The following is a 21,575-nucleotide window of genomic DNA, read 5'->3' on the forward strand; positions in this document are numbered from 1 at the left end:
GCGGCCGGACCGTTCACATCTCCGGGTACCGGCGGCGCCGCCAGGTCCACGCGATCGCGGCGGCGGCCACCGCCCAGCCGACGAGCACCAGATAGGGGAAGGCGTACTGGTTGCCCTCGAAGTAGATCGCGTTGTGCTGCGCGTTCACCGACGCCCCGGGCGGCAGCCAGCGGCCCACGGCCCCCAGCGGCTGGGGAAGGAGCAGCCAGGAGACCGCCCCGCCCGAGGACGGATTGCCCAGCAGCACCATGAGCAGCCACGTCGGCAGGATGGCCCACTTCCCGAACAGCATGTAGAACGCGGTGAACACCAGCCCCGAGGTCACCATCGTCAGGGTGAGGATCCCCCAGGACTCCGGGAAGGGCAGCCGCAGCACGTGCAGGCCCCAGTCGACGACCGCGACGATGGAGAGGCTGCCGAGCACGGAGTACACCACGATCGTCAGGAAGCGCTCCAGCGGTCTCAGCTCCGACGCGTGCACGGTCAGCTGCACCGCGCCGAGGAATCCCACGATGACCGCGGCGAGCGTGATGTAGAAGATCGCGAGCCCCTGGGGATCACCGGGCTGCAGCGGTTTGAGGTTGCCCAGGCTGAGCCGCACCCCGGCCTGCGCGGCCGCCGTCGGGGCGGCCGCCGCAAGGACGCGGGCCACCGATGCCCCCGCGGCCGGCACCAGGTCGAACGCGACGGTGCCGCCCCCGGCCTTCGTCTGCGCCACGGCGAACACATGCTGCCGGTCGACGGCGTCGACGGCGGCCGCGCGCGTGGCGAAGCGCCGCTGCACCAGCTGGGTGCTCAGGTCCGAGTCCATCCCCGCCACGAACCTCTGCAGCTGCGGTGAGTCGTCCACGACGCCGATCGGGATGTGATGCGGCGTCGGATGCGCCATGGCGAAGCTGTACGAGCCGGCGAACAGCCCCGCTCCCACCGCCAGCAGCAGGACGATGACCACGGCCGGCCGGAAACGTGACAGCCCGGAGGGGTGAGTCATCGGCATACCCTCATCGCGCCCTCCGAAAGGCCGGGCCCCGTCCCGGCGGTGTCGCGGCAGGGCCGGGGCTGTGGGGCGAACCCGCGGCCCAAATTACTGCCGGTGATCGCCCCCCGCTACCTGACGGGGCGTGGCCCCGGCGCACCGGCGTGGCGGGCGCGGTGGCCGTCGGCTCACGCGCGGCCGGCCTCCAGGGCCCGGACGGCCCAGTCCAGGGCGGGCCCGCGGCTCGCCGGCACGGGCCAGCCGTTGATCACCGCGAGCAGCCGGGTGTACCGCTCCCGGCGCGGGTCGGACGCGGTCCGCAGACGGGTCAGCAGCCGCCGCCGTAGTTCGGTGCCGTCCTCGACGCCGAGGAGACCGGCGTACTCGGCGGCGACCGCCGCGACGACCGGACGTGCCCGGTCGGAGGCGGGGTCGACGCCGGCGGCAACGGCGATGCCGGCCCGTTCTCCGGCCGAGGCGACGACGTCGCGGCGCGGCGGCGAGGTCCCGGCCCTCGCGCGGTCGGCAACGTGCTCCTCGACCGCCCTGCGCATCACGGCCCGGAATCCGGGGTCACGGGAGAGTTCGGCCAGCTCCACCCAGGCCTGGAGCTGGTCCGGGTGGGGGTCGTCGGGCAGCGCCGGGGTGAGGGTGCGGCGCGGGCCCGCGAGGGCGGGATCCTCCGCGTGGGCGCCCGGCGCGCCGAGCACGGCGTCGAGGAAGTCGTCGATGAGCCGGCCGCGCTCCCGCGCGGACAGCCCGGCCAGTTCGTGCATGAGTTCCGTCTCCTCCGGGGTGGATCCGCGCCGGGCCACGGCCGTCAGCACCGCGCGCCGCACCCGCAGCGTGCGGATCTGCGCCTCCAGGGCCGCGGCGTGGGCCGCCGCGGCCTCGGGCAGCGACAGCTCCCGGTCCACGACCCGCCGGATCGTCGCCAGGTCGAGTCCCAGGTCGCGCAGGGTCCGCACGAGCTCCAGCCGGGCCAGGGCCGGGCCGTCGTAACGGCGGTAGCCGGCCGGGCTGCGGCCGGCGGGCGTCACGATCCCCCGGTCCGAGTAGAAGCGGATGGTCTTGACCGTCAGCCCGGTGCGCCGGGCCAGGTCCCCGATCGAGTAGCGCGCGTCGCCGTTCACACCCCCACTCTTCCGTCTCCCCCTGAGGGAGACTCAAGCCCCCGCTCGGACCGCCACGGCCCGTGCCGCCTCCGCGACCTCGCCCCGGCGCGTCGCGCCGGTGAGCGGATCGCTCGGGGCGTAGCGCACGGGGACGCCGTACTGGGCGCAGCGGGCGGCGATGGCGGGGCAGGCGCGTTCGGCGAGGGCCGCGATGGTGAGGGAGGGGTTGACGGTGAGGGAGGTGGGGACGGCCGAGCCGTCCGTCACGAACAGCCCGGGGTGGGTGCGCAGCTCGTTGAGCTCGGTCAGCGCGGAGATCGCGGCGGAGTCGCCGAGCCGGCACGAGGCGAGGGGGTGGGCGGTCACCGTGCCCGCGACGTCCTCGCTCCACGGACGGACGGTGGCGAGGCCGTCCCGTTCCAGCACCGCTCGGGTGTGGGTGTCGGCCTCGGCCCAGCCGCGCCGTGTGCCGGACGTCGGCGCGAACCGCATGGTGCCCAGGCCCAGCCCGTTGGCCAGCCGGGTGAAGCTGCCGGTGAGGGGCGGCACGCCGAAGCTGCCCTCGGCCTCGTCCTCCGTCATGGCGAGCACGGTGAGCCAGGAGCGCCAGCGGGCCCGCATCTGCTTCTTGGCGACGCCCGACCAGCGCTGCCCGGCGGTCTGGGCGAGGGTGTTGGTGACGGCCGGGAAGTAGATCTGCTGGAGGGTGAAGCGGGAGAACTGCGGGGCGCTCGCGTCGAGGCGGTCGAAGGACGCCGCGGTGATCGGCATCCCGATGTGCAGCGCCTCGTAGGCCACGGTCGCGCTGCGCGACAGTCCGAGCAGGGAGCGGACCTTGCCCTCGTCCATCTCCGCGACGCTGACCCGGTCGCCGTTGCCGGAGAAGTAGCCGCCGACGGCCGGCGGGACTCCGCCGAGGGCGAGCGCCGACCGCTGGAGCAGCACGGGTGTGCCGACGGCGCCCGCGGCCAGCACCAAGACCTTGGTGTGGAGGGTGCCCGCTCCGGTGGGGCAGGTGTAGTCCGACGGGTCGAGGGTGATGTGGTCGACGGCGTAGCGGTAGCCGGGGACCGTGGACGGGCGGATCAGCTGGACCTCGTGCAGCGGCCGGATCTCGGCGCCGTGGGCCTCGGCTGCGGGCAGGTAGTTGAGCAGCATGGAGCGCTTGGCGCCGAAGCGGCAGCCGGACAGCATCCAGTTGCAGTCGGTGCAGCGGGCCCGGTCGACGGCGACGGGCACCGGGTTGCAGGTGTGCCCGGCGCGGTCGCAGGCCGCGGCCAGCACGCCGCCCGCGTAGGAGACGTCGGGCCAGTCGAGCTTCGTCACGGGCAGGGCCTGCTCGACCTGTTCGTACCAGGGGTCGAGGGCGGCACGGCTGAGGGAGGCGGGCCACAGCCGCCGTCCGGCCGCGTCGCGCCGGTCGAAGACGAAGGAGGGCGCGCGCAGTGACGCGGCGAAGTAGACGACGCTGCCGCCGCCCACGCAGTTGCCCGCGACGACCGAGATGCCGTCGCCCTTGATCACGTCGACGATGCGGGGGTATGCACCCAGGCCGAGGTCGTGCGTGAACTCCTCGGTGGCCAGGCGCGGTCCGCGTTCGAGGACGGTGACCCGGGCTCCCGCGGCTGCGAGGTGGTAGGCGGGTATCGCGCCGCCGAAGCCGCTGCCGATGACGAGGACATCGGTGGTCTGGGGGCTCATGCGGGGCTCCCGGAGGGGGTGGTGGCGGGGTGCGGCTCGGCCAGGGCCGTGCCGTAGGAGTGGGCGGGGTAGCGCCACAGACCGTCGGCGTCGGGCGGCGGGAAACCGGTCCAGACCAGGCCGGGGTGGCCCTCCGCGAGGGCCTGTGCGGTGTGCCGGTGGGCGGCGGTGTCGAAGGCCAGGCCGACGAGGAAGGCGAGCAGTTGCCAGATCGCGCGGTCGAGGTCGTCGGCCTGGAACAGCCTTGCGACCAGGGTCGTGCGGTGGTCGAAGGAGAGGCCGACGAAGGGCGGGCGGTCGATGGGGAGCAGGATGAGCCGGCTGACCGCGAAGGCGGTGGCGCGCGCGTCCAGCAGTGCCGCGATGCCCGGCAGGAGCGGGTTCAGCGGGAGTTCGGGCGAGGTGAGGAGGGCGATCACGCCGGCCTGTACGGCTCCGGGGCCGGGTGCGGCTCCGGCGATGGCGCGGTCGGAGGACGAGCGTCGCTCCCCCGGCACGAGGGTGTCGGCGAAGGCCTCCAGGGTGGAGACCGGCCAGGAGCCGAGCGCGGCGGCGGACGCCGCGGGTGCCGCCACCGTGCCCAGCACGGGCAGTGCCGCGACGGCGGCGGCGAGGCCGCGCAGTACGGCGCGCCGGTCGATGTCCGCGGTGGGGGGCATCGTCACCGTCCCGCGCAGAGCAGGCTGAAGGGCAGGGAGACGGCCAGGCCCGTCTCGCCCGCCTCGTCGCCGTAGGCCTCGAGGACGTCGGCGAGTTCGGGCAGGTGGGGGCGGAGCGCGGCCACCAGGTCGCCGATGCCCGCGGTGACCCCGCCGACCTTGAAGTTCGTCAGGAGCATCGCCGCGCGACGGCCGCGCTTGTCGAACCAGTAGCGGCCGTCCCAGGAGACGTACGGGACGGCTCCGGTGGTGGACTGCACGCTCCAGTGGTCGCGCTGGTAGTAGCGGCACACGGGGAGGGCGAGCGCGAAGCGGGCGGGTTCGGCGAGCAGGAAGCGGACGGCGCCGCCGTTGTCGAGCGTGATGTCGCGCTTGGAGTACTCCACGCACACCGGGTCGGACAGCCACAGCCAGGGGTCGGGCGTCTCACCCTCCCCGTACGCGTGCCAGTCGCAGGCGGCGGCGAACGGCGGCTCGGTGTACGGCTCGGGGGCGTTCGCGGAGGCCGGTGTGGCGGCGGTGGCCGCGGTCGCGGCGAGCAGGACGGCCAGGGCGGACGTCAGCAGGCGTGAGGGACGGCGGAAACGGGGCATGGGCAGACTCCGGCGGTCGTGGGGGCGGGGCGTACGGGGCCTGGGCACCACGCAGGATGCCGCTGACGGGACGTCAGAGCAAGAGGTTGAACACACACTCATTGAATGAGTGGCTCATCCACTGCCTGAGTGTGTTGACGCGCCACCCCCTTGCCGGGTGGGCTGGGGCCGGACCGCTTCGAGAGGACGACCACGGTGGAGCCACTGCCCCGCGAGACCATCGTCGACGTACTGGAACGCCGCCTGCAGGAGGACATCCTGGACGGCACCCATCCCGCAGGCAGCCTGCTGCCTCCCGAACAGCGCCTGGCCGAGGGGTACGGCGTCACCCGCACCACGGTGAAGCACGCCTTCGGCCGGCTCACCCAGGCCGGGCTCCTGGAGACCCGCCACGGCGTCGGCACCCGAGTCCGCGACTACCTGCGCCTCGGCGGCGCGGACCTGCTGCCCATGCTCGTCCGGCACAACCCGGAATGGCTGGCCGACATCTTCGAAGTCCGCGCCGGCGTCGGCACGTTGATCGCCGAGCGCGCGGCCGCGAAGGCCACTCCCCCGCAACGCGCCCGGCTGCGAACCCTCCTGGACGCCGTCGCCGCGGCCACCGAGCCCGACGCCGTCCAACTGGCCGACGCCGAGGTCCACCGCGCCCTCGCCCGGGCCACCGGCAACCGCGTCTACGTACTGCTCACCAACACCCTCTTCGCCGCCTACCTGCCCCTGCGCGTCCGCCTCGTCGCGCCCTTCCACGACCCGGCCGAGTCCGCCGCCCGCCTGGAGCCCCTCGTCACGGCGGTCGCCGCCGGCGACCCGGCCACGGCCCGCACGGCGGCGCAGGCGTACCTCGGCGAGACGCAGCGCATCATGCTGGAGGCACTCGAACCGTCCTGAGGCACGACGGCCCCAGGCCGAGCTACTCGTACAGCGCGGCGGCCGTCAGGGCACGGCCGATGAACTCCCAGTCCGGGCCCGGTGGTTCCTCACCGCGGGACCGGTGGTATCCGGCGCTGTCCTCGATCCATGCGGCCATGGACTGTCCGCAGGTGGGCCGAGGCATGACGGCACCGTACCCCGCGGTCCGCGCGGCCCCGCCGCCAGGGGCGGCGCGAATCCCGCACCCGCCCGCACGGCATCCCGCCCCCGGTCCGCACGCATGGGCGGGACTCGGGGGCGGGCCGGAGGGCGTTGTCAGCGGGCCTGGTCGGTGGGGCGGATCAGGATCTCGTTGACCGCGACATGGTCGGGCTGGGTGACCGCGTACAGGACGGCCGCGGCGATGTCCTCGGGCTGGAGGGTCCGCATGGACTCGGCCATGCTCTTCGCCATGGCCCGGATCCCCGGGTGGGTGATGTGGCTGGTCAGCTCGGTCGAGACGAAGCCGGGTTCGACGAGCACGACGCGGACGCCCTGTTCGGTGACCTCCTGGCGGAGCGACTCCGCGAAGGCGGTGACGCCGAACTTGGTGGCCGAGTAGGCGCCGCTCGCGGCCGTCGCCGTACGCCCCGAGGTCGAGGAGACCTGGACCACGGCCCCCTTGCGCTCGAGCAGGTGGGGCAGCGCGGCATGGACCGCGTACATCGAGCCGAGCAGGTTGGTCTCGACCATGCGCGTCCACTCCGTGGTGTCCGCGTCGAGGATCGGGCCGCTGAGCATGACGCCCGCGTTGTTGACCAGGATGTCGAGGCCCCCGAAGTGCTCGGTGGTCGCCGCCACCGCGTCCCGCACCGACTGCTGGTCGGTGACGTCCAGATCGAGGGCGAGCATCTCGCCGGGGGCGTCCTGCACGAGGTCCTTCAGCCGGTCGGCCCGCCGGGCCCCGACCGCGACCCGGGCGCCGGCCTTCGACAGGGCGAGGGCCGTGGCCCTGCCGATGCCCGAGGACGCGCCGGTGACGAGGACGACCTTGCCTTCGAGGGTGCCGCTCACGTTGTTCTCCCAGGAGTTGATGGTGCCGGTACATGACCCGGGCAGAAGGTGACCGCCGGGTCATGTTGAGCGTAACAGCTAACCTGACCGCCCGGTCACGTTGGTGATAGGCTCCACACCTGGGAGGAGGCAGGGATGAGCGGGACGACGGCCACTGCGGGCCAGCGGGCGGACATGGTGCGCAATCGACGCCTGCTGCTCGAGGCGGCGACGGCGGCGTTCGCCGAACACGGGGTGGACGTGCCGATCGGCGAGATCGCCCAGCGCGCCGGCCTCGCCAAGGGCACGGTCTTCCGCCACTTCGCCTCGAAGGAGGACCTCCTCGCGGCGATCATGCTCCAGATGCTCGACCGGCTCATCGACTCGGCGGACCGCCTCCTCGGGGCCGACGACTCGGCGACGGCACTGCGGGAGTTCATGAGCGACGGCGTCGAGGTGCTCGCCGCCGACCGGGCCTTCTGCGAGGTGATCGGCCGCCCGTCACTCCAGCACGCCGAGGTCCGGGACCGCATCGCCCAGCTCTGCGACGCGGCCGAGGCCCTCACGTCCCGGGCGCGCGAGCGAGGCGCCGTGCGCGGCGACATCACGGGCACCGACGTGGTCCTGCTGCTCGGCGGGATCCACCAGACGGCGGCACCACTGCTGCCCGTACAGCCGCAGGCCTGGCGCCGCTACCTCGCGCTGGCCCTCGACGGGCTGGTCGCCACCGACGCCGGCCCCCTGCCGGAACCGCCGCCCGCGCGCCTGGAGATCGCCGAGCCCACGACGCCGTCGTAGGGCACGCACACCCCCACCCGGCCTGCAGCCCCACCTCCGGCCCCCATTCCCACTCCGGGGAACTCCGGGGCAACCGACACATGCCCTCCAACGGGTCTTGACCGCACCCATGCCAAAGAGAGAGCATTGCTCTCATTGGTAAGCGATGCTCTCCATGGGGGGATGACGATGAAGCTGTTCTATGCGGGCCCGCCGCTGCGGGAACTGCACGAGGAGTACGCCAAGAAGGGCAGGCTGGACGAGCGCGCGCCCGTCAGGTCGACGAGCTCGGTCACCGTGGACGCACCGGTCGACGCGGTGTGGAAGCTCATCAGCGACATGCGCGCCTGGGACACCTGGCGCTCCGACGCGCGCGTCGTCGAACTCGGGTCCCTGGAGCCTGACGCGCGCTTCCGCTGGAAGCTGCGGGGGACGCGGATCGCGTCCACCTTCGCCGTGGTGGCGCCCGGGCGGGAGCTGTCGTGGACCGGGGCGGCGATGGGCTGGATGAAGGCGATCGACAGGATGCGGATGACGCCCACCGACGACGGCCGGACGATGGTCACGATCGAGGAGTCGCTCTCCGGGCCGCTGCTCACGCTCTTCTACGACAGCGCACGGCTCCGCCGGGGCCACGAGGAGATACTCCGCATGCTCAAGGCCGCTGCCGAGCGGGGACAAGGCGCGGACCGGGCCGGGACCTAGGACAAAAGGACCACTGGCCCGGCCAGGGCCGGTTGCGGGATGCTCACCGCATGATCGAGCGCGAGGAGGCGGTCCGGAGGGTCCAGGAGCACCTGGACCTGCACTTCCCGGGACGCATGGCGGTGGTGGAGGCCGAGGAGCACGAGCTGGCCTGGGTCGTCCTGTACCAGTCGGCGGAGTACGTCAGGACCGGGGTCTCGCGGTACCTGCTGGCCGGCAACGGGCCCTACCTCGTGGATCGCGCCGACGGCCGCCTGCACACGATCGGTCCGGTGGACTACCTCATGGGCGGATGGGAGGAGGAGTACCGGGCCCGGGTCCGCGGGCTGCCCGTGCGGACCGCGGTGGACGACCTGGACGACCGGGTCCGCGCGTCGGCGGCCGCGCACGGCCGCGTGTTCGCCATGGTCGAGCTGCGGGAACGGATACCGGCGCTCGGGGCGGCCGAAGCGCTGGCCTACGTGACGGCCCTTCAGGCCGGGAACGCCGCTCCGCGGGGTCCGCTCGCCGTCGTCACCGGGGCGCTCGTGCCGTACCGGGAGCCCGTGGTCAAGACCGTCGCCGGGTGAACGCGAAGACGCCGGTCAGGACGGGGGAAACCTGACCGGCGCCGGTCCGGTGTGCGGGGCCGCGGTGGCGGTCGCCCCCGGCAAGGGGCTCCGTGGGGCTTCAGCCGAACGATCGTCCCCACGGGCGAAGGGATGAGGCCCGGGGTCACTGGCCCACTCACGGCACCCGCATGTGGTGGAACCACGCACCTGCCCGGATTGTTCCCGCGTCCCGGTGGTCCGCGGCCGTGGAAGGCATGCCGGTGGCCCGCTGCGGGGAAGCGCGTTGCATGACGAAGACCGGTCTCCCGGAGGGCATCCGGGCCTGCCTGTTCGATCTCGACGGAGTGCTGACCAAGACCGCGGTCGTGCACGCCGCCGCCTGGAAGGAGGTGTTCGACGACTTCCTGCGGCGCCGGGAGGGCGCGGACTTCCGCCCCTTCGACAAGGTGGCCGACTACGACGAGTACGTCGACGGCCGTCCACGCGCGGACGGCGTCCGGGCCTTCCTGGCCTCCCGGGGCATCGAGCTGCCCGAGGGCTCCGCGGACGACCCGCCCGAGCGCGACACCGTGCACGGGGTGGGCAACCGCAAGAACGAGATCCTGCTGGAGAAGATCCGCACCGAGGGCGTCGAGGCCTATCCGGGCTCCGTGCGCTACGTGAACGCCGTGCGGGCCGCCGGCCTGCGGACGGCGGTGGTGTCGTCCAGCGCCAACTGCCGCGACGTGCTCGTCGCGGTCGGCATCGAGGACCTCTTCGACGTGCGCATCGACGGCGTGGTGGCAGCCGAGCGCAAGCTCCCGGGCAAACCGAACCCGGACACCTTCCTGGAGGCGGCGCGCGAGTTCGGCCTGGAGGCGAAGGCCGCGGTGGTGTTCGAGGACGCGCTGGCCGGCATGGACGCCGGCCGCTCCGGGCATTTCGGCTACGTCGTGGGGGTGGACCGGGTGGGGCAGGCCGACGCGCTGCGCGCGCACGGTGCAGACATCGTCGTGCGGGACCTCGCCGAGCTGCTGGAGGCCGACGCGTGATCAGCCACTCCTCCTATGTGGTCGAGCCGTGGTGCGTGCGGGAGACCGAGCTGGACCTCGACGTGCTCGCCCAGAGCGAGTCGGTGTTCGCCCTGTCCAACGGCCACGTCGGCTGGCGCGGCAACCTCGACGAGGGCGAGCCGCACGGGCTGCCCGGTTCCTATCTGAACGGTGTCCACGAGCGCCATCCGCTGCCGTACGCGGAGGCGGGCTACGGCTATCCGGAGGCCGGCCAGACCGTCATCAACGTCACCAACGGAAAGATCATCCGGCTGCTCGTCAACGACGAGCCCTTCGATGTGCGCTACGGACGGCTCGTCTCGCACGAACGCGTCCTCGACCTGCGCGCCGGGCTGCTGCGCCGCACCTGCGAATGGACCTCTCCGGCCGGCTGCACCGTCCGGGTGACCTCGACCCGTCTGGTCTCGCTCACCCAGCGGTCCATCGCCGCTGTCGTGTACGAGGTCGAGGCCGTGGACGACGTGCGGCTGGTCGTCCAGTCGGAACTGGTGGCCAACGAGCAGCTGCCGAGGACGTCGGGAGACCCACGCGTCTCCGCCGTGCTGGACTCCCCCCTGCAGCCGGAGGAGAACCAGGCGCTGAACAACCGTCTGCGCCTGGTGCACTCCACGTCGGTCACCGGGCTGCGGGTCGCGGTGGCGGCCGACCACGTCGTGGAGGGACCGCCGTCGACGCGGAGCTTCAGTGAGAGCGGCGACGACACCAGCCGGCTCACCGTCACCAGCTCCCTGGCGGCCGGGGAGAAGCTGCGGCTGGAGAAGACGGTCTCCTACAGCTGGTCCCAGGTCCGTTCGCTGCCCGCCGTGCGCGACCAGGTGGAGGCGGCGCTCGCGGGTGCCCGCAGCACCGGCTGGCAGGGGCTCTGCGACGAGCAGCGCGAATACCTCGACGTCTTCTGGTCGCGGGCGGACGTGGAGATCGACGGCGACGCCGAGATCCAGCAGGCGGTCCGGTTCGCCATGTTCCACGTCCTGCAGGCGGGCGCGCGCGCCGAGCAGCGGGCGATCCCCTCGAAGGGCCTGACGGGCTCGGGCTACGACGGGCACTCCTTCTGGGACACGGAGACCTTCGTCCTGCCGCTGCTCACCCTGACCTCTCCGGATTCCGTCGCGGAGGCGCTGCGCTGGCGCCAGGCAACGCTGCCCGCCGCCCGGGAGCGCGCCCACCAGCTCGGCCTCAAGGGCGCCGCCTTCCCTTGGCGCACCATCGACGGCTCGGAGGGCTCAGGCTACTGGCCGGCGGGAACCGCCGCGTTCCACATCAACGCGGACATCGCCGACGCCGTCATCCTCTATGTCTCCCTCACCGGTGACGTGGACTTCGAGCGCGAGACGGGCGTGGAGATCCTGGTGGAGACCGCCCGCATGTGGCACTCCCTCGGTCACCACGACCCGCACGGGAAGTTCCACATCGACGGGGTGACCGGGCCCGACGAGTACAGCGCCATCGCGGACGACAACGTGTACACCAACCTGATGGCCCAGGCGAACCTGCGTGCCGCCGCCGACATCGTCGAGCGCCACACCAAGGAGGGCGCGGCCCTCGGCGTCGACGACGAGGAGACGGCGGCGTGGCGGGACGCGGCGGCGGCCATGACCGTGCCGTACGACGACGCGATCGGCGTCCACGAGCAGTCGGCGGGATTCACCCGGCACCAGGTGTGGGACTTCGCCGCCACGCAGCCCGACCAGTACCCGCTGATGCTGCACTTCCCCTACTTCGACCTGTACCGCAGGCAGGTCGTCAAGCAGGCGGACCTCGTACTGGCGATGGTCAAGCAGCCGCAGGCCTTCGACGAGGAGCAGAAGGCCCGCAACTTCGCCTACTACGAGCCGCTGACGGTGCGGGACTCGTCCCTGTCCGCGTCGACGCAGGCGATCATGGCCGCCGAGGTCGGCCATCTGCGCCTCGCCTACGACTACCTGGGCGAGGCGGCGCTGATGGACCTGCACGACCTGGAGAACAACACCCGCGACGGGCTGCACATCGCCTCCCTCGCCGGCACGTGGGCCGCCCTGGTCGGCGGCTTCGGCGGGATGCGGTACCGGAACGGCTGCGCCGCCTTCGCACCCCGGCTGCCGGAGAAGCTGCGGCGGCTCGCCTTCACGGTGCAGGTGCGGGGGCGGCGGCTGAGGGTGGAGATCACCGGCGCGGCGGCGACGTACACCCTGCTGGACGGGGAACCGCTGGAGCTGCGGCACTACGACGACCTGTTCACCGTCGGCATCGACCGCCCCCAGACGCGCAAAGTGCCGACCCTTCCCGCGCGTACGGCCCCGGAGCAGCCGCCGAGCCGCAGCCCCCGGCACCGCTGACCCGGCCGGGCGGCCCGTGCACCGGCGCCGCGGTCCCGCGACCGGGGCCCGGTGCCCGGTGCCGGGTCAGCGGCCGGGGAAGTGCGGCAGGATCTCCTCGGCGAGTTCGTGCAGCACCTCGGCGACCGGGCGGTCCCCCGGACGGAGGTTGAGGGAGACATGGGCGACGCCCAGGTCCGCCATCGCCGCGAGGTGGTCGAGGAGGGCGGTGCGGCCGGTGCGCAGACCGAGGCGGATCGGCTCGGCCGGGGCGGCGGGGTCCGCGAGGAGGTCGAGCAGCATGGGTGTGAGGTAGGGCCTGTCCAGTCCGCCGGTGAGCTCCCGCCACCGGCGGACGTCGTCCCCCAGGGCGCCGAGGGGGCGGGGGTAGTTCAGGCTCGCGTCGGCGTGCTCGGCGATCCACTGCGGGCTCTGGCGGGCGCTGCCGGCCACCGCGACCGGGATGTCGCCGCCCACGGGTTTCGGCAGGACGTCGATCCGGCGCTCGGCCCGTAGTCCGGTGCCTGGCAGGGTCAGCCCGAGCCCGGGGGCCGGAGTGGCCCAGGCCGCGCGCAGGGTCCGCACGCCGTCGCGGAAGGCCTGCCCGCGGCCGTCGAAGTCGGCGCCGAACAGCGGGTACTCCACCGGGCGGTCCCCGCTCGCCAGGCCCAGGACGAGCCGTCCCCCGGAGAGCACGTCGACGGTGGCGGCGGCCTTGGCCACGTGCAGGGGGCTGCGCAGCGGCAGGACGACGGCGGAGGTGCCGAGGACGACGTGCTCGGTGAGCGCGGCGAGGTGGCCGAGGTACGCGAAGACGTCGAAGACGGATCCGGCGTCGCCGAAGGCGAGCGGGTCGTACAGCGGCACGTCGCGCAGCCACAGGGCGTTGAAGCCGAGGCGGTCGGCGAGTCGGGCGAGGTCGGCGTGGCCCCCCAGGTCAGGCACCCCGAAGGGGCGGCCGGCCTGCCGGTCGGCGGCGAGGCGGCCGGCTCCCCAGTCGTTGTCCAGGGGCAGTTCGAGTCCGAGGGTGAGCCGCCGGTGGGGACCGGTGAGGCGGGCGAGGGCGGTGCTGGTCATGGTGTGCGGGCCTTCTTCGGGTGCGGTGTCGGGTCCGCGGTGCCGGCGGTCCCGGCGCGCGCGATCAGTGCCGGGAGGTGAGGGCAGGCTCACCGGCGGGCGTGGCCCCGGTCACGACCCGGCCGTTCCGGCCGCCGCGGCCCTTCTCCAGTGCGGCGGAGACGACCGCGAGCACGAGGGCGGAGGCGGTCAGGGCCGCCCCGACGAGGTTCGGCGAGGTATAGCCGTGGCCCGCGGCGATCACGACCCCGCCCAGCCAGGCGGACAGGGCGTTGCCGAGGTTGAAGGCGCCGATGTTGACGGCCGAGGCGAGGGTGGGGGCCCCGGAGGCCTGGTCCAGGACCCGCTTCTGCAGCGGCGGCACGGTCGCGAAGCCCAGTGCGCCGATGAGGAAGATCGTGACCCCGGCGGTGAGCTCGTTGTGCGCGGTGAGGGTGAACAGCGCCAGCACGGCGGCCAGGGCGCCCAGCGCCGTGTACAGCATCGGCATCAGGGCGCGGTCGGCGTACTTGCCGCCGATCAGGTTGCCGACGACCATGCCGGCCCCGAAGAGCACCAGCAGCCAGGTGATGGAGGAGTCGGCGAAACCGGTGACCTCGGTCATCATCGGGGCGATGTAGGTGATGGCCGCGAAGACGCCCCCGAAGCCGAGCACGGTCATCGCCATGGCCAGCAGGACCTGGACGTTGCGGAAGGCGCCCAGTTCGTGGCGCAGGCGCACGCCCTGCGGCTTCGGCATGTCGGGCACCAGCTTGAGGACGCCGGCCAGTCCGACGACGCCGAGGCCGGCGACGACGAAGAAGGTCGTGCGCCAGCCGGCGCTCTGCCCGATGAAGGTGCCCAGCGGCACGCCGATCACGTTGGCCACGGTGAGCCCGGCGAACATCATGGAGATCGCACGCGCCTTCTTCTCCGGGGCCACGAGGTCGGCGGCGACGACCGAACCGATGCCGAAGAAGGCGCCGTGGGTGAAGGACGCGAGGATGCGCCCGGCCATCATCACGCCGAAGGCGGGGGCCAGGGCGGAGACCAGGTTGCCGAGCACGAACACACCCATGAGCAGCATGAGCATGTTCTTGCGGGACACCTTGGTGCCGAGCAGCGTCATGATCGGCGCGCCGATCATGACACCGAGGCCGTAGCCCGTCACGAGCAGGCCGGCGGTGGGGACGGAGACCCCGAAATCGGTGGCGACCTCGGGCAGCAGGCCCATGATCACGAATTCGGTGGTTCCGATCCCGAAAGCCCCGATGGCGAGGGCCAGGAGCGCGAGAGGCATGGCGGAGACCTTCCAGAAATTGCAGCGGCACCTAACAGGCGCCAACAATAATTGCAGACGCGCTATAACGTCAAACGCTGGACATCCTCGGGTGGCGGCTTACCATGGCCAGTGGAGGATCACCGCCTCCGCCCGCAGCCGCCGCACAAAGGGGACTTCGATGACCGCCACCGATCCGGCACTGACCGCCCTCGCCCAGGGGTGGCACGCCCTGTCCCTGCTGCACGGCCGGATCGAGGGGCGGATCGAGAAGCAGCTGCAGACCCACCACGACCTGAGCGTGCGCGAGTACGCGCTGCTCGACGTCCTCAGCCGCCAGCACGACGGCGAGGGAGGCCACCTGCAGATGCGCCAGGTCGCCGACGCCGTGGTACTCAGCCAGTCGGCGACGACCCGCCTGGTCACCCGACTGGAGGACCGCGGCCTGCTGGCCCGCTACCTCTGCCCCACCGACCGGCGCGGCATCTACACGAACGTGACCGAGGAGGGCCTGAAGCTGCTGGAGGAGGCCCGCCCGACGAACAACACGGCGCTGCGCGCGGCGATGGACGAGGCGGCCCTCGTCCCGGAGCTCGCACCGCTGGTCAAGGCGGTGGAGGATCTGCAGGGCGCCAAGGTGCCCGCCTCCTGACCCAGCCAATGGGCGTACGAAGTTATTCGGCGTTTGCAATTAACAGCGTACGCAATTAACCTGGTCGTGGAGCACGGGAAGGGCGCGTCCCCCGCCCCCTCCCGGGACGTTCACCCGTCCGCACTCGCACCGGCGCCCGCCGCCGGCCGCGACGCGAAAGGATCAGCACCATGACCACCCCCACCCCGTACATCACCCTGAACAACGGCGTCGCCATGCCGCAGCTCGGCTTCGGCGTCTTCCAGGTGCCCGACGCCGACACCGCCGCCGCCGTCACCTCCGCCCTGGAGAGCGGCTACCGCAGCATCGACACCGCGGCGATCTACGGCAACGAGGCCGGCGTCGGCCAGGCCCTCTCCGCCTCCGGCGTCGCCCGCGACGAACTGTTCGTCACCACCAAGCTGTGGAACGGCGACCAGGGCTACGACAGCACTCTCGCCGCCTTCGACGCCTCCCTCGCCAAGCTCGGTCTCGACCACGTGGACCTCTACCTGATCCACTGGCCGGCCCCGGCCCGCGACACGTACCTGGACACCTGGCGGGCCTTCGAGAAGATCCACGCCGAGGGCCGGGCCCGCGCCATCGGCGTGTCCAACTTCCAGCCCGCGCACCTGCAGCGCCTCATCGACAGCAGCGACGTCGTCCCCGCCGTCAACCAGGTGGAGCTGCACCCCCAGCTCCAGCAGGCCGAGTTGCGCGCCTTCCACGCCCGGCACGGCATCGCCACGGAGGCGTGGAGCCCGCTCGCCCAGGGCGCCGTGCTGAGGGACCCGGTCGTCACCGGCATCGCCGACCGCCTGGGCAGGACCCCGGCGCAGGTGATCCTGCGCTGGCACCTGCAGCTCGGCAACGTGGTCATCCCCAAGTCGGTGACCCCCGAGCGGATCCGCCAGAACATCGACGTCTTCGACTTCGCGCTCTCCGACGCCGACATCGCGGCGATCACCGCCCTCGACAGCGGTACCCGCATCGGCCCGGACCCCGACACCTTCAACTGACCGCCGGGGGCCGCCCCGTCCGCCGGACCGCCGGTCCGCACCCCCGCGAACCGGCGGACGGCCCTCAAGCACACATGGCGCACACGGGTCAGGAAGCGGTGCGCTCCTCGATGCGCCGCAGCGCCTGCTTGAGGTACCCGGCGAAACGCGGGTAGTTCTCGCTCATCGGGAAGTGCCCGATCTCCTTCATCTCGATGAACTCGGCCCCACGGATCTGCTCGGCGGTACGGGCTCCGTCCGCGGGGGTGGTCAGGTAGTCGTACTCGCCGGTGAGCATGACGACCGGGCAGCGCTCCCCGTCGATCTCCCCCAGCCTGCCGCGCAGGTCGTGGTCGACGGAGTAGAAGTACAGGTCGCCCTTGAACGCCTCCGAGCCCTGGCTGTAGTAGAACCAGGTCGCCCAGCGGTCCGCGTCGGGCGACTGCGGGGCCATCAGGTCCCACACCCCACTGGCGCAGACCTGCGCCGCGTTGGCGTGCGGATGCTGCCACCAGTCGAGGTAGAAGCCCGGGGAGTAGTCCGCCCCCTCCACGGGGATCACCGCCTTGAAGCGGTCCGGGTGCCGCAGCGCCAGCTGCAGGGCCACGTTCCCGCCGAAGGAGGAGCCCATGAAGATCGGGTCCTCCAGGCCGAGCGCGTCGCAGAACGCGGTGATGAAGGCGACGTAGTGGTCGGCGGTGAGCTTGTACTCCTCCTTCCACCACTCCTTGTTCAGCGGCGGGTCCGACTTCCCGTGGCGCGCGAGGTCGTAGGCGATGACGCGGTGGTTCGCGGTGATCTCCTCGTCCTCCAGGAGGCCGCGCCACTGGTGGTTGTGGCAGCCCGCCGTGTGCTGGCACACCAGCGGCTGCCCCTGGCCGTTCTCCAGGTAGAAGACCTTGTACTGGACGTCCTCCACGTCGATCGTGACGTAGTGGCCGGTCACCGGGGAGATGCGGGAGGCGGTGCCCATGAAGGGGTCCTTTCGGCGGTACGTGGGCGGAGCGGCGGTTCAGCCCAGCGGGCCGGTGAGGCGGAGCAGTTCCAGCTGACGGGTGAGGCAGCGCAGGTTCTGCATGAGCACCAGCAGGTCTCCCTCCAGCCGCATGTCCCGCTGGAAGCTCGCCGCCCAGATGCCGTGGTACATCGGCTTCGGCACCGGCGTGCAGAACTCCCGCCAGGTCTCGGCACCGGCCCTGATGGCGAAGTCGTAGGCCGTGAGCGGTTCGGGGTCGACGACGAGGTCCTCCACCCTGCCGCGGTGCATGCGTACCAGGAAGGCGTGCCGTTCCATGTCCAGCAGGTAGGTGCAGCTGAAGTACGCCCCGTGCGCCCTCAGCTCCGCGTCGCCGTCACTGAGCCTGCGGAACTCCTCCGCGGGCCCCTGCGTCGTTGCCGTCGTCATGTCCACTCCTCGCTGACGCCGATCTTCGCTCACAGCTAATACACCGTCAGGTGCGCGCCGGGCGCGGGCACGCCGGTACGTCCCCCGCACGGCGCGTCCGGCGAGCACCGCGGCCCCGCCCGGGAAGGCTGGGAGGTGGACGGCCGCGCCGCGACCGTCCACCGGAGACCGGGACAGCCGAAGGAGCGGTACATGCGCATCGATCTCACCGGACGGACCGCCTTGGTGACGGGGTCGACGCAGGGCATCGGGGCGGCGATCGCCGCGGGCCTCGCGGGGGCCGGCGCCCGGGTCGCGGTCAACGGCCGCGATCCGGGGAGGGCGGACGAGGCCGTCGCACGACTGCGCGGCGAGGTCCCGCAGGGCGACTTCCTCGCCGTCGGCGCCGACGTCGCCTCACCGGAGGGCGCCGTACACGTGTACGAGCAGGTGCCGGACGTGGACGTGCTCGTCAACAACCTCGGCGTCTACGGCGCCAGGGACGCCCTCGACATCGACGACGACGAGTGGCGCCGCTACTTCGAGGTCAACGTGCTCGCCGCGGCCCGCCTCACACGCGTCTACCTGCCCCGGATGCTCGAGCGGGACTGGGGCCGCGTCCTGTACATCGCCAGCGACTCGGCGGTCGTGACGCCGGCCGAGATGATCCATTACGGCATGTCCAAGACCGCGCTGCTCGCCCTCGGCCGCGGTTTCGCCAAGCGGGCCGCGGGCAGCGGGGTCACCGTCAACTCGGTGATCGCCGGCCCCACCCGCACGGCGGGCGTCGAGGACTTCGTCCACCAACTGGTGGACCCCGGCCTCCCATGGGACGAGGCGCAGCGGGTCTTCATGCGCGAGCACCGCCCGCAGTCCCTGCTGCAACGCCTGATCGAGCCGGAGGAGATCGCCAACATGGTGGTCTACCTGAGCTCCGACCTGGCCTCGGCCACCACCGGCGGCGCCCTGCGGGTCGACGGCGGTTACGTCGACGCCATCCTCCCCTGAGGCTCCGCGGCGCTCAGGAGACCGTCGTCACGACCGCCTGGCGGTCCAGCAGCAGCGGGACGATCCGCTCCAGCGCGAGGCTCCGGAAGTGGACGCTGCCGCGGTGCGCGTCAAGGGCGTCCCGGTCGGTGTAGCGCTCGACCAGCACGATGTCGCCCCGGCCGGGCCCGTCGGGATGGAAGGCCTGGTAACCCAGGCATCCCGGCTCCGCCCGGGAGGCCCCCACGAGCTCGGCGAGCGCGGCACGGACCTCCTCGTGGCTGCCGGGTGCGGGGGTCCAGCGGGCGATCACGATGATCTGGCCGGGTCGCGCGCCGGCCAGCGCCCAGCCGTTCTCGGGGTTGTCGTCCATGGCTTCCCTCACCTCACCGTCCGGGGCGCCGCGGGGCCGGCGGCCTGCCCACCGTCCTGGTGCCCGCCCGGGGAGGACAGCGCCCCTCTACCCCCATAGGATAATGATCATCTCTAAATGCCACATTTGCTCCGAAGGTGGTCGGAATGAGCGTCCAGGGCGTGAACGAGCCGACGGCACCCGGCGACGGCCGGCCCGAGGTACCGCCGACCGGCGGCGAGGGTCCAGCCGACGACAAGCAGCCGTCCCAGCACGGCTACCACCACCCGGCCGCCGGATGGGGCGCCGCCAAGAGCGTCACCCGGGTGCTGCTGAAGGAACGCGCGCTGGTCGACGGACCCCGGGCGATCTTCAAGATGAACCACGAGAACGGCGGCTTCGACTGTCCCGGATGCGCATGGCCCGACGACACCAAGGGACTCAAGCTCGACATCTGCGAGAACGGCATCAAGCACGTGACCTGGGAGATGACGCCCAAGCGCGTGACGCGGGAGTTCTTCGCCGCCCACACCGTCACCGAGCTGTCGACCTGGACCGACTTCGCACTCGAGGACCAGGGCCGGCTCACCGAGCCCATGGTGTACGACCCCGGCACGGACCACTACGTGCCCATCTCCTGGCAGGCCGCCTTCGATCTCGTCGGCCGTGAACTGCGTGCCCTGGACAGCCCCCACGAGGCCTCCTTCTACACCTCCGGCAGGCTCGGCAACGAGGCCACCTTCCTCTACCAGCTGATGGCCCGGGAGTTCGGCACGAACAACCTGCCGGACTGCTCCAACATGTGCCACGAGGCATCGGGCCGGGCGCTGCAGGCGGCCCTCGGCACCGGCAAGGGCACCGCCGACCTCAAGGACTGGGAGTCCGCCGAGGCCCTGTTCATCATGGGCGTCAACGCGGCCTCGAACGCACCGCGGATGCTGACCGCCCTCGCCGACGCCTACCGTCGCGGCGCCCAGATCGTGCACGTCAACCCGCTGATCGAGGCCGCGGCCACCCGGACGATCGTGCCGCACGAGATCACGGACATGGCCCTGTTCAAGTCGACCCGGACCGGCACGCTCAATCTGCAGGTGCGCTCCGGCGGCGACATGGCGCTCATGCGGGGCATCGCCAAGGCCGTGCTGGAGCAGTCGGCCGGTGACCCCAAGGCGCTGGACCGGGAGTTCATCGAGCGGTACACCCACGGGTTCGCGGAGTACCGCGCCCTGTGCGAGGCCACGCCCTGGGAGGAACTGGAGCGCCAGTCCGGGCTGACCCGCTCCGACATCCTCAGGGCCGCGGCCGTCTACTCGCGCTCCGACCGTACCCTGATCAGCTGGTGCCTCGGTGTCAGCCAGCACGAGCACGGCGTGGACACCGTCCGCGAGATCGTCAACGTCCTGCTGCTCCGCGGCAATCTGGGGCGCGAGGGCGCCGGCCCCTCCCCCGTACGCGGTCACAGCAACGTCCAGGGCAACCGCACGTGCGGCATCGACCACCGGCCGGCCGGGGCCTTCCTGGACCGGCTCGGCGCGGTCTGCGGCATCGACCCGCCGCGGGAGCACGGGATGGACACGGTGGGCACCATCGCCGCCATGCACGAGGGCAAGGTCAAGGTGTTCGTCGGGATGGGCGGCAACTTCGCGCTCGCGGCGCCCGACACCCCCTACACCGCCCGGGGACTCGCCAAGTGCGCCCTGACCGTGCAGGTGAGCACCAAGCTCAACCGCAGCCACCTCGTCCACGGCGAACAGGCCCTGATCCTGCCGTGTCTGGGCCGCACCGAGAAGGACGAGCAGCGGCGCGGTCTGCAGGCCACGTCCGTCGAGGACTCCATGAGCATGGTCCACCTGTCCGTCGGCATGAAGCGGCCCGCGTCGCCGCACCTGCTCTCCGAGCCGGCCATCATCGCGGGCATGGCCCGCGCCGCGCTGCCCGGCAGTTCGACGCCGTGGGAGCACTACGTCGAGGACTACGACCGGATCCGCGACACCATGGCCCAGGTCCTCGACGGGTTCGAGGACTTCAACCGCCGTGTCCGGCTCCCGCTGGGCTTCCGGATCCGGCAGCCCGCTCGTGAACTGGTCTTCTTCACCCCCTCCGGGCGTGCCGAGTTCTCCAGCGCGCCGCTGCCGGACGTGGTGCCCCCCGACGGGATGCTCGTGCTGCAGACCATGCGCTCCCACGACCAGTGGAACACCACGATCTACTCCGACGACGACCGCTACCGCGGCGTGAAGAACCTGCGCACCCTCGTCCTGATGAACCCGGCCGACATGCGCGCCCGGGACATCGGGCCGGGCACCCTCGTCGACATCACGGCGACGGCGAAGGACGGCAGCAGGCGGGCCCTCACCGGCTACCGCGCGCTGCCGTACGACATGCCCCGCGGCTGCGCGGCCGGCTACATGCCGGAGATGAACGTGCTCATCGCCGCGAACGACTACAGCAGCCAGAGCGACCAGCCGCTGATGAAGAACGTGAAGGTCGCCATCGGCCCCACCCGCTGAGGCGCCTCACGGCGGCACGACGCGGCGACGCTCCCCCACCACCGGTCGTGGCG

The 21,575-nt window shown here is 72.3% G+C and carries 22 protein-coding genes; 10 read left to right on the top strand and 12 right to left on the bottom strand.

The genetic code is table 11. From position 1 onward, the window contains the following. Positions 1–13: 13 nt before the first annotated feature. From CHF15_RS12655 to CHF15_RS12675, 5 genes are all read right to left on the bottom strand, one after another. A complete protein-coding gene (locus CHF15_RS12655) occupies positions 14–991 on the bottom strand; it encodes a hypothetical protein (RefSeq protein WP_089223829.1) in 978 nt (325 codons plus the stop codon). Positions 992–1,164: 173 nt separating this feature from the next. Next, on the bottom strand, positions 1,165–2,109 hold the full coding sequence (locus tag CHF15_RS12660) for a MerR family transcriptional regulator (protein WP_089223830.1): 945 nt from the start codon (positions 2,107–2,109) through the stop codon (positions 1,165–1,167). Between the two features lie 33 nt (positions 2,110–2,142). After that, positions 2,143–3,792, bottom strand: coding sequence for an FAD-dependent oxidoreductase (locus tag CHF15_RS12665; protein WP_089223831.1), 1,650 nt, complete (start codon positions 3,790–3,792; stop codon positions 2,143–2,145). Beyond that, entirely contained in the window at positions 3,789–4,451 is a 663-nt protein-coding gene (locus CHF15_RS12670) for a DUF5987 family protein (RefSeq protein WP_220093284.1), read from the bottom strand. Before CHF15_RS12670 ends, CHF15_RS12665 begins: the two co-directional genes overlap by 4 nt. A gap of 2 nt (positions 4,452–4,453) precedes the next feature. Continuing rightward, positions 4,454–5,044 carry a hypothetical protein gene (locus CHF15_RS12675; protein WP_089223832.1) on the bottom strand — a complete coding sequence of 197 codons (591 nt, stop codon included), beginning with the start codon at positions 5,042–5,044 and terminating at the stop codon, positions 4,454–4,456. Between the two features lie 195 nt (positions 5,045–5,239). Here CHF15_RS12675 and CHF15_RS12680 point away from each other — a divergent pair, with 195 nt between their 5' ends. Continuing rightward, entirely contained in the window at positions 5,240–5,932 is a 693-nt protein-coding gene (locus CHF15_RS12680; protein WP_089223833.1) for a FadR/GntR family transcriptional regulator, read from the top strand. Between the two features lie 22 nt (positions 5,933–5,954). Here CHF15_RS12680 and CHF15_RS44845 read toward each other — a convergent pair whose 3' ends face one another. Then, positions 5,955–6,098: a DUF7660 family protein gene (locus CHF15_RS44845; protein ID WP_179279762.1), complete on the bottom strand. Its 144-nt coding sequence runs from the start codon at positions 6,096–6,098 to the stop codon at positions 5,955–5,957. Positions 6,099–6,229: 131 nt separating this feature from the next. Next, the gene (locus tag CHF15_RS12685) at positions 6,230–6,967 is read right to left on the bottom strand and encodes an SDR family NAD(P)-dependent oxidoreductase (RefSeq protein WP_089223834.1); all 738 of its coding nucleotides are present in this window, start codon (positions 6,965–6,967) and stop codon (positions 6,230–6,232) included. A 135-nt stretch (positions 6,968–7,102) separates the two neighbouring features. On the opposite strand from CHF15_RS12685, the gene CHF15_RS12690 reads away from it, so the two are divergent. From CHF15_RS12690 to CHF15_RS12710, 5 genes are all read left to right on the top strand, one after another. After that, positions 7,103–7,744: a TetR family transcriptional regulator gene (locus CHF15_RS12690; protein WP_089223835.1), complete on the top strand. Its 642-nt coding sequence runs from the start codon at positions 7,103–7,105 to the stop codon at positions 7,742–7,744. Positions 7,745–7,912: 168 nt separating this feature from the next. After that, entirely contained in the window at positions 7,913–8,428 is a 516-nt protein-coding gene (locus CHF15_RS12695) for an SRPBCC family protein (protein WP_089224002.1), read from the top strand. 50 nt (positions 8,429–8,478) lie between these two features. Then, complete coding sequence (locus CHF15_RS12700; protein ID WP_089223836.1) at positions 8,479–8,997, top strand: YrhB domain-containing protein; 519 nt, start codon at positions 8,479–8,481, stop codon at positions 8,995–8,997. 269 nt (positions 8,998–9,266) lie between these two features. Continuing rightward, positions 9,267–10,010: an HAD family hydrolase gene (locus CHF15_RS12705; RefSeq protein WP_089223837.1), complete on the top strand. Its 744-nt coding sequence runs from the start codon at positions 9,267–9,269 to the stop codon at positions 10,008–10,010. Next, positions 10,007–12,346, top strand: a complete 2,340-nt coding sequence (locus CHF15_RS12710; RefSeq protein WP_089223838.1) for a glycoside hydrolase family 65 protein — start codon at positions 10,007–10,009, stop codon at positions 12,344–12,346. The genes CHF15_RS12705 and CHF15_RS12710 overlap by 4 nt, the downstream gene beginning before the upstream one ends. Before the next feature lie 66 nt (positions 12,347–12,412). Here CHF15_RS12710 and CHF15_RS12715 read toward each other — a convergent pair whose 3' ends face one another. Beyond that, positions 12,413–13,402: a TIGR03571 family LLM class oxidoreductase gene (locus CHF15_RS12715; RefSeq protein WP_089223839.1), complete on the bottom strand. Its 990-nt coding sequence runs from the start codon at positions 13,400–13,402 to the stop codon at positions 12,413–12,415. Positions 13,403–13,466: 64 nt separating this feature from the next. Beyond that, complete coding sequence (locus CHF15_RS12720) at positions 13,467–14,681, bottom strand: MFS transporter (protein WP_089223840.1); 1,215 nt, start codon at positions 14,679–14,681, stop codon at positions 13,467–13,469. Between the two features lie 160 nt (positions 14,682–14,841). Here CHF15_RS12720 and CHF15_RS12725 point away from each other — a divergent pair, with 160 nt between their 5' ends. After that, a complete protein-coding gene (locus tag CHF15_RS12725; RefSeq protein WP_089223841.1) occupies positions 14,842–15,312 on the top strand; it encodes a MarR family winged helix-turn-helix transcriptional regulator in 471 nt (156 codons plus the stop codon). Between the two features lie 170 nt (positions 15,313–15,482). Continuing rightward, positions 15,483–16,310: an aldo/keto reductase gene (locus CHF15_RS12730; RefSeq protein WP_089223842.1), complete on the top strand. Its 828-nt coding sequence runs from the start codon at positions 15,483–15,485 to the stop codon at positions 16,308–16,310. A gap of 88 nt (positions 16,311–16,398) precedes the next feature. Here CHF15_RS12730 and CHF15_RS12735 read toward each other — a convergent pair whose 3' ends face one another. Together CHF15_RS12735 and CHF15_RS12740 are read right to left on the bottom strand one after the other, a co-directional pair. Beyond that, complete coding sequence (locus CHF15_RS12735) at positions 16,399–17,262, bottom strand: alpha/beta fold hydrolase (RefSeq protein ID WP_089223843.1); 864 nt, start codon at positions 17,260–17,262, stop codon at positions 16,399–16,401. Positions 17,263–17,301: 39 nt separating this feature from the next. Then, positions 17,302–17,694, bottom strand: a complete 393-nt coding sequence (locus CHF15_RS12740; RefSeq protein ID WP_089223844.1) for a hypothetical protein — start codon at positions 17,692–17,694, stop codon at positions 17,302–17,304. 192 nt (positions 17,695–17,886) lie between these two features. Between CHF15_RS12740 and CHF15_RS12745 the strand changes: the two genes are divergently transcribed. After that, a complete protein-coding gene (locus tag CHF15_RS12745; RefSeq protein ID WP_089223845.1) occupies positions 17,887–18,681 on the top strand; it encodes an SDR family NAD(P)-dependent oxidoreductase in 795 nt (264 codons plus the stop codon). A gap of 13 nt (positions 18,682–18,694) precedes the next feature. On the opposite strand, the gene CHF15_RS12750 is transcribed toward CHF15_RS12745, so the two are convergent. After that, positions 18,695–19,033, bottom strand: coding sequence for a putative quinol monooxygenase (locus CHF15_RS12750; RefSeq protein WP_089223846.1), 339 nt, complete (start codon positions 19,031–19,033; stop codon positions 18,695–18,697). Between the two features lie 146 nt (positions 19,034–19,179). Here CHF15_RS12750 and CHF15_RS12755 point away from each other — a divergent pair, with 146 nt between their 5' ends. Next, the gene (locus CHF15_RS12755) at positions 19,180–21,522 is read left to right on the top strand and encodes an FdhF/YdeP family oxidoreductase (RefSeq protein ID WP_089223847.1); all 2,343 of its coding nucleotides are present in this window, start codon (positions 19,180–19,182) and stop codon (positions 21,520–21,522) included. Positions 21,523–21,575: the final 53 nt, after the last annotated feature.

It is taken from the genome of Actinacidiphila glaucinigra (assembly GCF_900188405.1).
GTDB classification, from domain to species: Bacteria; Actinomycetota; Actinomycetes; order Streptomycetales; family Streptomycetaceae; genus Actinacidiphila; species Actinacidiphila glaucinigra.